The sequence below is a fragment of the Bradyrhizobium barranii subsp. barranii genome (assembly GCF_017565645.3).
Classification (GTDB): domain Bacteria; phylum Pseudomonadota; class Alphaproteobacteria; order Rhizobiales; family Xanthobacteraceae; genus Bradyrhizobium; species Bradyrhizobium barranii.
On the sequence record NZ_CP086136.1, the window covers coordinates 78,896 to 93,357 of the forward strand.

Sequence of the window (14,462 nt, forward strand, 5' to 3'; positions counted from 1 at the left end):
GCAAAGCGGAGCGTGCCCACCACGTCTTTCTGCGATCGAGGAGAGATGGTGGGCACGGCGCTCTGCGCCTTTGCCCACCCTACGAAATCACTCTGACGCCTTCAAATCGTCAGGCCTCGGCATCAGGATCGTGTTGTAGCCGGAATCGACATAGTGGATCTCGCCGGTCACGCCGCCGGAGAGATCCGACAACAGATACAGCGCCGAGCCGCCGAGCTCGTCGAGCGTGACGCCGCGGCGGAGCGGCGAATGTTTCTGCATGAAGCCGAACATCGCACGCGCCTCGCCGATGCCCGAGCCGGCGAGCGTACGGATGGGGCCTGCGGAGATCGCGTTGACGCGGATGCCGCGCGGTCCGAAATCGGAGGCGAGGTAGCGCACGGAGGCCTCCAGCGCCGCCTTGGCGACGCCCATCACGTTGTAGTTCGGCATCGCGCGCTCCGAGGCGCCGAAGGTCAGCGTGATCATGCTGCCGCCCTCCGTCATCAGCTCGGCGGCGCGTTTTGCGACCTCCGTGAACGAGAAGCAGGAGATCACCATGGTGCGCGAAAAATTCTCGCGGCTGGTGTCGGCGTAGCGGCCCTTCAGCTCGTTCTTGTCGGCAAAGCCGATGGCGTGGATGACGAAATCGAGCTTGCCCCATTTCTCGCGCAGCACGGCGAAGGTCGCATCAACGCTGGCAATGTCCTCGACGTCGCAAGGCAGCACCAATTCCACGCCGAGCTGCTCCGCCAGCGGCTTGACGCGCTTGCCCAGCGCCTCGCCCTGGAAGGTGAAGGCAAGCTCGGCACCGTGGGCATGCAGCGCCTTCGCCATGCCCCAGGCGATCGAATGATCATTGGCGATGCCCATGATCAGACCGCGCTTGCCTTTCATCAGTCCTTCCATTGCCCAGCGGCTCCCATCATTCCGACGTCATCGCCCGCGCAGGCGGGCGATCCAGTATTCCAGAGACAGCAGTTATAGGCCGAGATGCCGCGGCGTACTGGATGCCCCGCTTTCGCGGAGCATGACAGAGTGCTGGGCTCACACATCCAGCCGGCTGAACACCAGCGTGGCGTTGGTGCCGCCAAAGCCGAAGGAGTTCGACAGCACGGTGCCGATCTTGACGTTGTCGATGCGCTTGCGCACGATCGGCATGTCGGCGAACACGGGATCGAGCTCCTGGATGTGCGCGCTCTCGCAGATGAAGCCGTTGTTCATCATCAGCAGCGAGTAGATCGCCTCCTGCACGCCGGTTGCGCCCAGCGAGTGACCGGTCAGCGCCTTGGTCGCCGAGATCGGCGGGCACTTCTCGCCGGCACCGAACACGCGACGGAGCGCGTCGATTTCCGGCGGATCGCCGGCTGGCGTCGAGGTCGCGTGCGGATTGATGTAATCGACCTTGGTCTTCACCGTCGACATCGCCATGCGCATGCAGCGCTCGGCGCCTTCACCGGAGGGCGCGACCATGTCGTAGCCGTCCGACGTCGCGCCGTAGCCGACGATCTCGCCGTAAATGCGCGCGCCGCGCGCCTTGGCATGCTCGAGCTCTTCCAGCACCAGCACGCCGGCGCCGCCGGCAATGACGAAGCCGTCGCGGTTGACGTCATAGGGACGCGAGGCGGTGGCGGGCGTGTCGTTGTACTTCGACGACATCGCGCCCATGGCGTCGAACAGCACCGAGAGGGACCAGTCCAGCTCCTCGCAGCCGCCGGCGAAAATGATGTCCTGCTTGCCGATCTGGATCGTCTCATAGGCGTTGCCGACGCAATGGTTCGACGTCGCGCAGGCCGAGGAGATCGAATAGTTCACGCCCTTGATCTTGAACCAGGTCGCGAGCGTCGCGGAGGCCGTGGACGACATCGCCTTCGGCACGGCAAACGGTCCGACGCGCTTCGGCCCCTTGGTGCGGGTGATGTCGGCGGATTCGACGATGGTGCGGGCCGACGGGCCGCCGGAACCCATGATGATGCCGGTGCGGATGTTGGAGATATCTTCGGGCGACAGACCGGAATCCTGGATCGCCTGCTCCATCGCGATATGATTCCACCCCGCGCCCTGGCCGAGGAAGCGCATCGCACGCCGGTCGACTACCGTCGCGGGATCGATCGTCGGCGCACCTTGCACCTGCGAACGGAAGCCGAGTTCGGCATATTTTTCAGCCCGCGAAATACCTGACTTCGCCTCGTGAAGGCTCGCAAGCACTTCCTGGGTGTTGTTTCCGATGGACGAGACGATACCCATCCCGGTGACCACAACCCGCCTCATGACAGCCTCGCCTAAATCGTTGTCTTTCTTGATGTGATGCGCTCAGCCCAGACTCACGCCCTGCTTGAACAGGCCGACCTTCAGATCCTTCGCGCGATAGATAATCTGGTCATCGACCGAAAGCCATCCGTCGGCGATGCCGAGCACCAGCTTTGAACGCATCACGCGCTTGATATCGATGTTGTACACAACCTTACGGGCCTCGGGCAGCACCTGGCCGCTGAACTTCAGCTCGTTCAGGCCAAGCGCGCGGCCGCGCCCTTCACCGCCGCTCCAGCCCAAATAAAAGCCGACCATCTGCCACAGCGCATCGAGGCCGAGGCAGCCGGGCATCACGGCATCGTTCTTGAAGTGGCAGCCGAAGAACCAGAGGTCGGGCTTGACGTCGAGCTCGGCCCGCACCACCCCCTTGCCGAATTCACCGCCAGTCTCGCTGATATCCGTGATGCGGTCGAACATGAGCATCGGCGGCAGCGGCAGCTGGGCATTGCCCGGGCCGAACATTTCGCCGCGGCCACATGCCAGCAGATCTTCATATTCGTAGCCGTTGCGCCTGTTCAGCATGCGGAAGCCTCTGTTCAAATCCCGATTGAGCGGCGTTTCTGGCGAAAATGGGCCCCGTTTCGTTCGGAAAGCCGCGCCAATTCCCGTCACCAGGCGCGACTGCCACGAGCCAGGATGGACTGCGGGCCGGGCCTCAATGCCCGGCTGCGCCATAATCGGCCAAGCGGAACCGCGGGCTCTCTAACACAGGCATTTCGGGTGGCAAAGCGATCTCATGAAGGTAAAGTGACCACCTGCTCGCCCGGTTCCATTTCTCATTAGAACCTCTCTAGTTGCGAGAAACTTGCATCTGCATCTATCTGTCCATATATTGCATATAGATGCAGTGTCCACGCGTGCCCGAAATCTGGAAATGAGCGAGAATCCCGCGCCCCATCACGACGACGACGTCCATTCCGCCGCCCTCCTGTCCGGCCGCCAGCCGGCCTTGACCGGCTGCCCGTGGCACGACGTCAACGAAATGCTCCAGTCCGCGGGGCTTCGTCCGACGCGCCAGCGCATGGCGCTCGGCTGGCTCCTGTTCGGCAAGGGTGCTCGCCACCTCACGGCTGAAATGCTCTACGAGGAGGCGACGCTGGCCAAGGTGCCGGTGTCGCTCGCGACCGTCTACAACACGCTGAACCAGCTGACCGATGCCGGCCTGCTGCGCCAGGTCAGCGTCGACGGTACCAAGACCTATTTCGACACCAACGTCACCACCCACCACCATTATTACCTCGAGAACAGCCACGAGCTGGTCGATATCGAGGATCCGCATCTGGCGCTGTCCAAGATGCCGGAGGTGCCCGAGGGTTACGAGATCGCGCGCATCGACATGGTCGTGCGCCTGCGCAAGAAGCGCTGAATATCCAACATTGTTGAGTTGATCGTCATGGCCGGGCTTGTCCCGGCCATTGCTATTTGCACGGTCATTCCTGGATGGTCCGAAGGACCAGGCCCGGAATCTCGAGATCCCGGGTTCGATGCTTGCGCATCGCCCCGGGATGACGCCTACGGCGTCAGTTGACCTGCTCGTCCGAATAGACGCCCCAGAGGCGCTCCTGCTGGATCCAGCCGTCAAAGCCGTTGCCGGTGACGCGACACCAGTTTGCAGTGCACTTCTTGACCTGCGTGACGACGCCGGCCTGGAGCTTGGCCGCAACCGCGCTGTCAGGATCGGCCCGGTCGTAGATCGGCGCGAGCTCGTCCTTGTGCTTCATGGTGACGACTGCGGTGCGGCGGCCCGACAGCAGCGAATGATAGACCCAGCCCTCGGCGCCTTCGGAATCGCGCACCCGGCGCCAGTTCTCGAACTCGGCGGTGATTTCGACCGGCAGGCCGGCGCGGGTGTAGACCCAGGCGACGTCATTGTCCTTGGTCGGGCCGGCGCGGACGTTCACGTGATCCGATTTGAGGCTGACATAACGCGGCACCGGCAGGCCGCTCGCGGTCTGGGGGGTGCTGTCCTTCGCCGAATGGGAGGGGCTGACCGAGGCGCTCAACCAGGTGCAAACGAGCGCCATCACCGAACAAAAACGCCCCAACGCCATCAACCCGTCTCCTGTCGAGGGCCCCGCCGCGCCGGGCCCTCACCCTAAATTCCGAACCTGCCGCGTAAGCCCATCTCCCGTGTTCCCGAAGCCTTAACCCGTGGTTCTTGTCTTGGCCCGGCCTTCTGCTAGAGAGGACGGACACTTGAACAACCAGTTTGCCCCGATTTTCCGGTCGGAAATGTCGGGAGAGCTTGAAGGAAGCGCCGGGGACGACACGGCAAAGGCAGTGTCGAACAACCGGGTTAATGAGGCCTCAACGGCCGGCCTTTGGTAACAGAGGCGGCTTGCGGCGCCTCATGAGGGCATGACATGTCGGTGAAGAAAAAGCCCCTCGTGGTGGTGACGCGCAAGCTGCCGGACTCGATCGAGACCCGGATGCGCGAGCTGTTCGACGCGCGGATCAATCTCGAGGACACACCGATGTCGGCCGAGCAGATCGCTGAGGCCGCGCGCACCGCCGACGTGCTGGTTCCGACCGTCACCGACCACATCACCGCCGACATCGTCAACCAGCCCGACTGCAAGCTCCGCCTGATCGCCAATTTCGGCAACGGCGTCGACAACATCGACGTCGAGGCCGCGCATGCCCGCGGCATCACCGTCACCAACACGCCAAAGGTTCTGACCGAAGACACCGCCGACATGACCATGGCGCTGATCCTGGCCGTACCTCGGCGGATGATCGAAGGCGCCTCGATCCTGACCGAAGGAAAGCCCTGGCCCGGCTGGTCGCCGACCTGGATGCTCGGCCACCGCATCGGCGGCAAGCGTCTCGGCATCATCGGCATGGGCCGCATCGGCCAGGCGGTCGCGCGCCGCGCCCGCGCCTTCGGCCTCCAGATCCACTACCACAACCGTCGCCCCGTGGCCCCGAAGATCGCCGAAGAGTTAGGGGCGACCTATTGGGAAAGCCTCGACCAGATGCTGGCACGGATGGACATCATCTCGGTGAACTGTCCGCACACGCCGGCGACCTATCATCTGCTGTCGGCGCGGCGGCTGAAGCTGATCCGCAAGGACGCCTACATCGTCAACACCGCGCGCGGCGAGGTGACCGACGAGGACACGCTGATCAAGCTGATCGAGGGCGGCGAGATCGGCGGCGCCGGCCTCGACGTCTACGAGCACGAGCCCGCGGTCAATCCCAAGCTGGTGCGGCTCGCCAAGGCCGGCAAGGTGGCGCTGCTGCCGCATATGGGCTCGGCCACGATCGAGGGCCGCGTCGAGATGGGCGAGAAGGTGATCATCAACATCCGCACCTTCCTCGACGCGCACAAGCCGCCGGACCGCGTGCTGCCGAGCATGCTCTGAGTTCAACTTTGCTGCACGCCAAGCCCTCCGCCCTCATCCTGAGGAGCGCGGAACGCGCGTCTCGAAGGATGGCCGCGGGCGAGAGTCGGGCCTTCATGGTTCGCCCGGCGATGCGAAGCATCGTCCGGAGACGGCGCTTCGCGCCTCCTCACCATGAGGGTCTAGATTCTCAGCACATTGCGCTTGCGCCAATCCGCGACGAAATCGATGAACGCGCGTAGCGCGGGCGGCGTCTGGCGCCGGCTCGGATAGTACAGGAACGGGCCCGGAAACGGCTCGCACCAATCTTCCATCAAGCTGACCAGCGCGCCGGACGTCACGGCGTCATGGACGTAGCCATCGAGCGTCGCCCAAATGCCGGCGCCGTCGAGCGCAGCGCGCATGGCAAGGCCCATGTTGGTCGAGATCAGCTTTGCGGGCGGATCGACCTTCACGATCTGGCCAGCCTTCTCGAACTCCAGATCATGCATGACGCCGCTCGAGTAGCGGGCGCGGATGCAGTCATGGTCGAGCAGATCCTTCGGATGCTTCGGCGTGCCGCGGCGCGCGATGTAATCGGGCGATGCGACGACGACGTAGCTCTGCGGACCGCTCAGCGGGATCGCCACCATGTCCTGCGCGAGGTGCTCGCCATAACGCACGCCGGCATCGTAGCCCGCGCTGACGATGTCGACGAAGCCGCTTTCGGAAACGATGTCGAGGTCGACCTGCGGGTAGGTCGCGAGGAACGGCCCGACCATCGGCGCCAGCACGAGGTCCACCGCCGGCGGCGGCGCGTTGATGCGCAGGCGGCCCGAAGCCACCTCGCGCAGGCCGCGGACCTGATCCAGGGCATCGCCGACATCGCGCAGCGCCGGAGCAATGCGGGACAGCAGCAGCTCGCCCGCCTCGGTCAGCGCGACGCTGCGGGTGGTGCGGTTCATCAGGCGGACGCCAAGGCGCTCCTCCAGGTCCCGCAGCCGCTGGCTAAGGCTCGACACCGACACGCGAATTTCGACCGCCGCCCGCCGGAAATTGCGGGTGCGGGCAACTGCCACGAAGACGTCGAGATCACGCAGATCGGGCTCGGCCATTGTTCGCTATGATGAACAAGCCATTCTGGATTGTCCAGCTTATCGGCCTAATCGGTCAGGCGTATATCTGGCCTCGTCACGCGGCGCGATCAGCCTGCCGCCTTTTGAGGAGAGCCATCATGGAACAGCGCAAACTCGGTTCAACCGGTCCGACCGTCTCCGCCCTTGGTCTCGGCTGCATGGGCATGTCGGAGGTCTATGGCCCCGCCGACCGCGGCGAAAGCATCGCCACGGTCCGTTCGGCGCTCGATGCCGGCATCACGCTGCTGGACACCGGCGATTTCTACGCCATGGGCCACAATTAAATGCTGGTGCGCGAGGCCCTGAAGGATGTGTCGCGCGAAAAAGTGCAGATCAGCGTGAAGTTCGGCGCGCTCCGCGGTCCCGCCGGCGAATTCTCCGGCATGGACACAAGGCCAGCCGCGACCAAAAACTTCCTGGCCTATTCGCTGCAACGCCTCGGCACCGACTACATCGACGTCTATCGCCCGGCGCGTCTCGATCCCAACATCCCGATCGAAGAGACCATCGGCGGCCTCGCCGATCTCGTGAAGGCCGGCTACATCAGGCATATCGGCCTGTCCGAGGTGGGCTCCGACACCATCCGCCGCGCGCACGCCGTGCATCCGATCGCCGATCTCCAGATCGAATATTCGTTGATCGAGCGCGGCATCGAACGCAACATCCTCAAGACCTGCCGCGAGCTCGGCATCGGCATCACCGCTTACGGCGTGCTGGCGCGCGGCCTGATCAGCGGCCATTGGTCGAAGGACTCCGGCAAGACCGGCAGGGATTACCGGCTGATGACGCCGCGCTTCCAGGGCGCAAATCTCGACGCCAATCTCGCGCTGGTGGAATCCCTGCGGGCGATCGCCACAGAGATCGGCGCAACGCCGGCGCAAGTTGCGATCGCCTGGGTAGCGGCGCAGGGCAAAGAGATCATACCGCTGGTCGGCGCACGCACGCGCAACCGTCTCACCGAAGCGCTCGGCGCGGCGAAGGTAACGCTGACGCCGGCGCATCTCGCAGCGCTTGCAAAAGCATTTCCGCCCGACGTCGCTTCCGGCACGCGCTACGCGGCCGAGCAGATGGCGCATCTCGACAGCGAGAAGCCGGCCACGCGGTAGCGGCAGCGATCAGGTGCGATGGGCGCTGAGGTCAGTGATGACAGGCCCATCGCCGTTGAGCGGATTGGCCGGATCGCGCGCGTAGCGCAGCGTCTCGAAGCGCATCGCGCGCGCGTCGATCATCAGGAGGCGGCCGACGAGGCCGTCGCCGAAGCCGACGATCTCGCGGATCGCCTCCAGCGCCATCATCGAGCCCATCACGCCAGCAAGCGCGCCCATGACGCCGGCCTCGGCGCAGGCAGGCACCGTGCCGGGCGGCGGCGCTTCCGGAAACAGGCAGCGATAGGTCGGATTGAACACGCCCTGCTCGTTCTTCTCATGCGCGCGGATGGTGGTGAGCGAGCCGTCGAAGGTACCGAGCGCCGCCGTGATCAGCGGCCGCTTCGCGAAGAAGCAGGCGTCCGAGACCAGATAACGCGTCGAGAAATTGTCGGAGCCGTCGAGCACGAGATCGTAGTCTCCGATCATGCTCAGCGCATTGTCGGCATTGAGCCAGGTGGCGTGGCCGACGAAGCGGACATGCGGATTGAGCGCGGAGATCCGCTCGGCCGCGCTCTCGACCTTGTGCCGGCCGATATCGGGCGTCGTATGGATCACCTGGCGCTGGAGGTTTGACAGCGAGACCACGTCGTCATCGACCACGCCGAGCGTGCCGACGCCGGCGGCCGCCAGATACATCAGCGCGGGCGCGCCGAGCCCACCGGCGCCGATCACCAGCACGGAGGCCCGCTTCAGCGCAGCCTGGCCCGGCCCGCCGACGTCGCGCAGCACGATATGCCGGGCATAGCGTTCAAGTTCGTCCGGGCTCAGCATCGTCGTCCTTCGTACCTCTCGCCCCTCATGGTGAGGCGGCGCAACACCTGAACCACCCCAACATTGTTCGCGACCAACGAGATGTGCTTCAATGGTAGCACGTTCAATGGGCTGGCTGGATTTGTCATGAGATCGATGCTTGCGGCAACACTGATGTTCGCGGCTGCCACAGGCGCTAGCGCCCAGATGACGACGCCAGAGATCCCCGGCACCAAGCCGAAACCGGTCCAGACCGTGCCGATCCGGCCTCCCGCACTGCAGACGCCGTCGGCGACGGCCGATGCGATGGCGCAGGCGGAACGGCTGTCGCTCCAGTCCGACCTCGCCTGGGTCGGCCAATATAACGGCGCCATCACCGGCGACGTCAGCGCGCGCATGGTCGAGGCGATCAAGGAATATCAGAAGGCCAAGGGTGGCAAGCCGACCGGCGTGCTCAATCCGCAGGAGCGCGCCGCGCTCGCCGAGACCGCGCGGCGGAAGCAGGAGAGCGTCGGCTGGAAGATCGTGATGGAGCCGACCAGCGGCGCCCGGCTCGGCATCCCCGGCAAATTGGTGCCGCAGCAGGCGACCGATGCCAACGGCTCGAAATGGACTTCGCCGACCGGCACGGTGCAGGTGCTGCTGAGCCGCCGCAAGGAGGCGAACCCGACCACGGCGAAACTCGCCGAGCTGGAGAAGGAACCGTCTGGGCGCAAGGTCGACTACACCGTGGTGAAGCCCGACTTCTTCGTGCTGTCGGGGTTGCAGGGCCTCAAGAAATTCTACGTGCGAGGCACCTTTAAGGGCGACGAAGTCCGCACCATGACGATCCTCTACGACCAGGCGACCGAGAATACCGTCGAGCCGGTGGTGATCGCGATGTCGAGCGCGTTCAATGCGTTTCCGACGGGACCGCAGGCCGGGCCGCCGCCGCGCAAGACCGTCGAATACGGCACCGGCATCGTCGTCAGCGACGACGGTGCGATTGTCACCGACCGCCTCGTCACCGATAGCTGTCTCGCGATCACCATTGCCGGCTATGGCAACGCCGACCGTCTGGCCGAGGACAAGGAGCACGATCTCGCGCTCCTGCACATCTACGGCGCGCGCGGCCTGAAGCCGCTCAGCCTCACCGGCGGTACAGCGAAGACGAGCGTCGATGTCATCGGTATTGCCGATCCGCAGAGCCAGGGCGGAGCTGCGGGCGTGTCGAGCCTCAAGGGCGCGCTGGCGCCGGTCACGAGCAGCGACTCTGCGCTGTCGCCTCCACCGGCGGTCGGCTTCTCCGGCAGCCCGGCCATCGACGGCGACGGCAAATTCGCCGGCGTCGCGCTGTTGAAGCCGGCGATGGTCGCGGGGCCCGCGACATCGGTGCCGGCGTCGCAGGCGGTGATGGTGTCTGCAGAAGCGGTGCGTAATTTCCTGAAGGCGAACGATGTCACTGCGAACGGCACGTCGACGGATGCGAAGGCGGCCGTCGTCCGCGTGATCTGCGTGCGGAAGTAGGCGAGAGAGAACAACACTTCTCTCGTGTCCCGGACGCGGAGCGGAACGCAATGCCTCTCCGTTGAGCCACGCAGCTCCTGCACGGTCTCACGTGCTCTTTGGCGAAGGTCCCAGATTTTCGAGGGGCGCGGTCAGCCTGCATGTAAGCCCGGCCGAGCCATACGAAACGTCAACGGAACCGCTGAAATCGTCCTTCAGCACGCGGGAAATCAGCCTGGAGCCAAAGCCCGTGCCGACGGGTTTCGATACGGACGGACCGCCAATCTCCTGCCAGACAAAGACAAATTTTGACTCGCCATCCTGAGCCTCGGTTGACCATGTAATCGATACGCAGCCTCCCGCTACGGTCAGAGCGCCGTACTTCGAAGCGTTGGTCGCGAGCTCGTGGAGCGCCAATGACAGAGCCAGCGCTTGTCGAGATTTCACGACGAGTGGAGGACCCGAGACGATGAAGCGGCCTTCGCCTGTCCGATAAGGTGCAAGAGCAGTGCCGATCACATCGTGGAGTGGCGCGGCCGCCCAATTTGATGCGGTCAGCAGATCCTGCGCTCGTCCAAACGCGCCGAGCCGTGCCTGGTACTTTTCGAGATCGGCTTTGCTCGTCGGGTCACGAAATGTCTGGGCAGCTACCGCGCTCAACACTGCGAGCGTGTTCTTGACGCGGTGCTTCAGCTCCTCATTGATGAGGTTCAGCGCTTCCCTTGCCATATGCTCGGACGTGACATCCCTGCAGACGACAAGCACGCCGCCCACCTTGCCTTCAAGATCAATTGGACCAAAGCTGTACGTCCACCAAACGTCCTCGCGGCGCCCGTGACGGGTCACCGGCACCAGTTGGTCCTCATTCCAGGTCGCCCCCTTGCCCGACATGACGTACTCGATCTGGGGACCAATGATGTCCCAGATCTCGGCCCAACACTCACGGCCGCGCGCGCCCAAAGCGCTTGGGTGCCTTTCCGGCCCCATCGTCTCCCGGTATGCATCGTTGTAGAACTGGATGAGTTCTGGTCCCCACCAAATGAACATCGGGTGCCGCGAGGTCAGAACGAGCCGCACTGTAACTCGAAGACTTTGGGGCCAAGTGTCCGGAGAGCCCACGGATGTGCTTGACCAGTCAAACGCTCGCGTCAAAGCGCCCATCTCGCCGCCGCCGGCCAGGAAGTCGCCGCTTATATCGCCGCCCATACGCACAGCCTTACTCAGACGCTGATCGACGAGCCTGCCGCCAGTGTTCCGCACCCTACATTGCCGAACTTGTGCCGTCATCTGCGCGGATCGGGCCGCATAGGCGACATCTGCCTCGCACCGAAAAATACCGCGGAGGTTCGAAAACCGCGAACCGCTGGATTTGCGGTCGCGACACCTGCCGGCGATCGGACGACGTCAGTTGCACAAGAGGTACGAGCGCACCGTCCTTGTGAATGGGCGGTCAGCTCAACCTGAACCTGACACCGCTCCGCGCAAGCCCCCCAGAGATCCCGACCGGCGTGCCGTCCGCGCGCCAGCAGGCGGCGCCGGTCATGCTGCCGTCGTCGTGGAAGGCAATGCCGTTCATGCCGCCCGCCACCGTCGCAACGGCCTGCACCTTGTGGCCGAGGCCCGCAAGCTTCGCGCGCACGGCCTCCGGCACCTTCTGCTCGACTTCGAGCGCGTTGCCTTCGGTCCAGATGCGCGGCGCCTCGACCGCTTCCTGCAGGCTCATGCCGTGGTCGATCAGATTGACCAGCGCCTGCATCGCGCTGGGGAAGATGCGTTTCCCCCCGGGCAGGCCGAGCGCATAGCGGAGCTTGCCGCCGCTCAGCGCCATCATCGGCGACATCGAGGTGGTGACGCGCTTGCCTGGCGCCAGTGACAGCGCGTGGCCGGGGCGCGGATCGAACAGGTTCATGTAGTTGTTGGCGATGGCGCCCAGGCCCGGGATCATGATCTTGGCGCCGAAGAGATTGTTGATGGTCTGCGTGGTCGCGACGACGTTGCCAAACGCGTCCGCCGCGGTCATGTGCGTGGTGTGCGCGCCTTCGAGCTGCGAGACGCCGGCGCCCCAGGCCTGCGCCCGCGCCGGATCGATGGCGCGGCGGCGTTCCTCGGCATAGGCCTTCGACGTCAGCCGCTCCACGGGGACGCCGACATAATCCGGATCGCCGCTGGCCGCGGCGCGATCGGCGAAGGCGATCTTCAGAACTTCGGCGAGATAGTGGATGGTCTCTGATGTACCGAAGCCGAGATCTCCGATGTCATAGCCCTCCAGAATGTTCAGCATCTGCGCGATGTGGACGCCGGAGGCCGCGGGTGGCGGCGGGCCAAGGATGGTCCAGCCGCGATAGTCGGCGCGGATCGGTTGCCGTTCGACGGTCTTGTAGCCGGTCAGATCGTTGCGGCGGATGAAGCCGCCGGTCTTCTCCATGTAGTCGACGAGGATGTCACCGAGCGGCCCCTCGTAGAGGGCCTTCTCGCCGTGGTCGGCGATGGCGCGGAGCGTCTCGGCATATTCGGCCTGCACCACGCGTTCGCCGGCCTTGAGCGGCTCGCCATCAGGCAAATAGATCGCCGCAATCGGCTTGTCCTTGCGCATCTCGGCAGCGCTCTCGCTGATGCATTCGTGCAAATACGGCGTCGCCGCATAGCCGCGCGCGGCATGCTTGATCGCGGGCTGCATCACATCGCCAAGCGACATGGTGCCGAACCGGCGCAGCGTCTCGCACCAGGCTTTCAGCGAGCCCGGCGTGGCGACCGCCTTCGGGCCGTTGAGGTTCTCGTTGCCGACGGTGTCGAACACGTCATGCGCCGCGCCCGGCGCGGAGGTGTAGCTGATGTCACGCACCGCCGCAGGCACGGTGCTCTGCCCGTCGATGAAACGGTGGCTGCCGTCAGCCAGACGTATATGCGCCATGCCGCCGCCGATGATGCCGACCATCATCGGCTCGACCACGGTCAGCGTGAACAGGGTCGCGATCGCGGCGTCGATGGAGTTGCCGCCCGCGGCCAGCATCTCGGCGCCGGCGCTTGAGGCCAGCGGATGGTTGCTGACCACCATGCCGCGGCTCGAGACCGCCGGCATCTTCTGGCATTCAAAGATCGTTGCCGTCCGGTCGCGCCAGTTTCCGCCCATGCCGCCTGCCCCTTTTATTCACGGCGGCAAGCACATCATACGCGCGACCACGGGTCCAGTATTGGTACGGATTAGCTGGCATTCCCGATTCTGCCATCATCGTTACCGTTGATTCGGACATCCGCGGTCCCCTTTGGATCGGGCAGGGCACGTCCTGAGCGAGTAGAGCTCAGCATCGAGAAGCGATGCACGTTCGCGTGGCGTTACCCCACAGACCCAAGCATTCCAAAGGATTCAACTTTTCCATGCACACGATCGTACTGGCCACCCAAAAGGGTGGCAGTGGCAAGAGCACGCTTGCCATCGGCCTCGCGCTGGCGGCCAAGCAGGCCGGCTTCACCGTCCGCCTGATCGAAACCGACCCGCAGGGCACCCTGTCCAACTGGCAGCGTCGCCGCCACGCTGACGATCTCGTCGTCGAGCCGATCTATCACGCGGCCGACATCGCGCCGCGCCTGAAGATGCTGGCTGACAGCGGCTTGCAGCTCGCGATCGTCGACACCGCGGCCGGCCTCAGCGCCGCGACCACCGCCGCGATCCGCCATTCCGACCTCTGCCTGATTCCGGCTCGCCCGAGCGTTGCCGACATCGAGGCGACCGTCTCGACGCTGAGCGTCGCGCGCGCCTGGAAGCGGCCCTACGGCTTCGTGCTGAACCAGGCGCCAATCCGCGGCCAGCGCATCGACAACGCCGCCAACACGCTCGCCGAGGAAGCCGCCCTCGATCTCGCCGAGGTGCTCGCGCGCCCGCTGATCGTGATGCGCAACGACCACCAGGACTCGCTCGCGAGCGGCCTCGCCGTCAGCGAATTCGCGCCGAACGGCAAGTCGGCGGACGAGATCCGCGGCCTCTGGCGCTGGATCGAGACCCGTCTCGAGCTCGAAGCCACGACCAATGTCCTGATCGACCAGGTCATCTCGGTCGCGGACGGGATGCTGCACGCCGCCGCCGAACACGCGGCGGACGAGATCACGACACTGGCGTCCTGAGCGGGGCGATCGCTCGGACGACAGGCGGCCTCTTCACTTATCCGGTTGAAGAGCCCAAGCGACGAAGCAATCCGGCCACCAGCCCGGCCGGATTGCTTCGCTTCGCGTTTTTTGATGACTTGTAGCCCGGATGGAGCGAAGCGAAATCCGGGAAAGTCTCTCTGCGGAAAGTCTGGACCCGGATTGCGCTACGCTCCATCCGGGCTACG

At 64.8% G+C, this 14,462-nt stretch carries 12 protein-coding genes and 1 pseudogene; 5 read left to right on the top strand and 8 right to left on the bottom strand.

Translation table 11 applies throughout. The annotated features are described in order from the left end of the window. Positions 1–87: 87 nt before the first annotated feature. The 3 genes from fabI to fabA all read right to left on the bottom strand — a co-directional run bounded on the left by fabI (position 88) and on the right by fabA (position 2,814). Positions 88–888, bottom strand: coding sequence for an enoyl-ACP reductase FabI (gene fabI / locus J4G43_RS00335; RefSeq protein WP_166063865.1), 801 nt, complete (start codon positions 886–888; stop codon positions 88–90). Positions 889–1,026: 138 nt separating this feature from the next. Continuing rightward, positions 1,027–2,250, bottom strand: coding sequence for a beta-ketoacyl-ACP synthase I (gene fabB / locus J4G43_RS00340; RefSeq protein WP_166347414.1), 1,224 nt, complete (start codon positions 2,248–2,250; stop codon positions 1,027–1,029). Between the two features lie 42 nt (positions 2,251–2,292). Further along, positions 2,293–2,814, bottom strand: a complete 522-nt coding sequence (gene fabA, locus J4G43_RS00345) for a bifunctional 3-hydroxydecanoyl-ACP dehydratase/trans-2-decenoyl-ACP isomerase (RefSeq protein ID WP_208083730.1) — start codon at positions 2,812–2,814, stop codon at positions 2,293–2,295. 352 nt (positions 2,815–3,166) lie between these two features. On the opposite strand from fabA, the gene irrA reads away from it, so the two are divergent. Further along, positions 3,167–3,658, top strand: a complete 492-nt coding sequence (gene irrA / locus J4G43_RS00350) for an iron response transcriptional regulator IrrA (RefSeq protein ID WP_063980150.1) — start codon at positions 3,167–3,169, stop codon at positions 3,656–3,658. Between the two features lie 154 nt (positions 3,659–3,812). Here irrA and J4G43_RS00355 read toward each other — a convergent pair whose 3' ends face one another. Further along, complete coding sequence (locus J4G43_RS00355; RefSeq protein ID WP_039155120.1) at positions 3,813–4,343, bottom strand: SH3 domain-containing protein; 531 nt, start codon at positions 4,341–4,343, stop codon at positions 3,813–3,815. A gap of 312 nt (positions 4,344–4,655) precedes the next feature. Here J4G43_RS00355 and J4G43_RS00360 point away from each other — a divergent pair, with 312 nt between their 5' ends. After that, on the top strand, positions 4,656–5,657 hold the full coding sequence (locus tag J4G43_RS00360) for a 2-hydroxyacid dehydrogenase (protein WP_014490950.1): 1,002 nt from the start codon (positions 4,656–4,658) through the stop codon (positions 5,655–5,657). A gap of 161 nt (positions 5,658–5,818) precedes the next feature. Here J4G43_RS00360 and J4G43_RS00365 read toward each other — a convergent pair whose 3' ends face one another. Then, the gene (locus tag J4G43_RS00365) at positions 5,819–6,730 is read right to left on the bottom strand and encodes a LysR family transcriptional regulator (protein ID WP_208083731.1); all 912 of its coding nucleotides are present in this window, start codon (positions 6,728–6,730) and stop codon (positions 5,819–5,821) included. Positions 6,731–6,849: 119 nt separating this feature from the next. Between J4G43_RS00365 and J4G43_RS00370 the strand changes: the two are divergent. Beyond that, positions 6,850–7,857, top strand: a pseudogene (locus J4G43_RS00370) (aldo/keto reductase). Between the two features lie 9 nt (positions 7,858–7,866). On the opposite strand, the gene J4G43_RS00375 reads toward J4G43_RS00370, so the two are convergent. After that, positions 7,867–8,670, bottom strand: a complete 804-nt coding sequence (locus J4G43_RS00375; RefSeq protein ID WP_039155124.1) for a HesA/MoeB/ThiF family protein — start codon at positions 8,668–8,670, stop codon at positions 7,867–7,869. Between the two features lie 126 nt (positions 8,671–8,796). Between J4G43_RS00375 and J4G43_RS00380 the strand changes: the two genes are divergently transcribed. After that, a complete protein-coding gene (locus tag J4G43_RS00380; RefSeq protein ID WP_208083732.1) occupies positions 8,797–10,155 on the top strand; it encodes a serine protease in 1,359 nt (452 codons plus the stop codon). A gap of 87 nt (positions 10,156–10,242) precedes the next feature. On the opposite strand, the gene J4G43_RS00385 is transcribed toward J4G43_RS00380, so the two are convergent. After that, a complete protein-coding gene (locus tag J4G43_RS00385) occupies positions 10,243–11,211 on the bottom strand; it encodes a sensor histidine kinase (RefSeq protein ID WP_225004548.1) in 969 nt (322 codons plus the stop codon). A gap of 373 nt (positions 11,212–11,584) precedes the next feature. Further along, positions 11,585–13,264, bottom strand: a complete 1,680-nt coding sequence (gene ggt / locus J4G43_RS00390; RefSeq protein WP_208083734.1) for a gamma-glutamyltransferase — start codon at positions 13,262–13,264, stop codon at positions 11,585–11,587. A 245-nt stretch (positions 13,265–13,509) separates the two neighbouring features. Here ggt and J4G43_RS00395 point away from each other — a divergent pair, with 245 nt between their 5' ends. After that, positions 13,510–14,253, top strand: a complete 744-nt coding sequence (locus J4G43_RS00395) for a ParA family protein (RefSeq protein ID WP_208083735.1) — start codon at positions 13,510–13,512, stop codon at positions 14,251–14,253. The last annotated feature ends 209 nt before the right edge of the window (positions 14,254–14,462 follow it).

Coding starts and splice junctions, on each gene's coding strand:
- fabI (WP_166063865.1), bottom strand. CDS start 888: ATGGAAGGACTGATGAAAGGCAAGCGCGGTCTGATCATGGGCATCGCC.
- fabB (WP_166347414.1), bottom strand. CDS start 2,250: ATGAGGCGGGTTGTGGTCACCGGGATGGGTATCGTCTCGTCCATCGGA.
- fabA (WP_208083730.1), bottom strand. CDS start 2,814: ATGCTGAACAGGCGCAACGGCTACGAATATGAAGATCTGCTGGCATGT.
- irrA (WP_063980150.1), top strand. CDS start 3,167: ATGAGCGAGAATCCCGCGCCCCATCACGACGACGACGTCCATTCCGCC.
- J4G43_RS00355 (WP_039155120.1), bottom strand. CDS start 4,343: ATGGCGTTGGGGCGTTTTTGTTCGGTGATGGCGCTCGTTTGCACCTGG.
- J4G43_RS00360 (WP_014490950.1), top strand. CDS start 4,656: ATGTCGGTGAAGAAAAAGCCCCTCGTGGTGGTGACGCGCAAGCTGCCG.
- J4G43_RS00365 (WP_208083731.1), bottom strand. CDS start 6,730: ATGGCCGAGCCCGATCTGCGTGATCTCGACGTCTTCGTGGCAGTTGCC.
- J4G43_RS00375 (WP_039155124.1), bottom strand. CDS start 8,670: ATGCTGAGCCCGGACGAACTTGAACGCTATGCCCGGCATATCGTGCTG.
- J4G43_RS00380 (WP_208083732.1), top strand. CDS start 8,797: ATGAGATCGATGCTTGCGGCAACACTGATGTTCGCGGCTGCCACAGGC.
- ggt (WP_208083734.1), bottom strand. CDS start 13,264: ATGGGCGGAAACTGGCGCGACCGGACGGCAACGATCTTTGAATGCCAG.
- J4G43_RS00395 (WP_208083735.1), top strand. CDS start 13,510: ATGCACACGATCGTACTGGCCACCCAAAAGGGTGGCAGTGGCAAGAGC.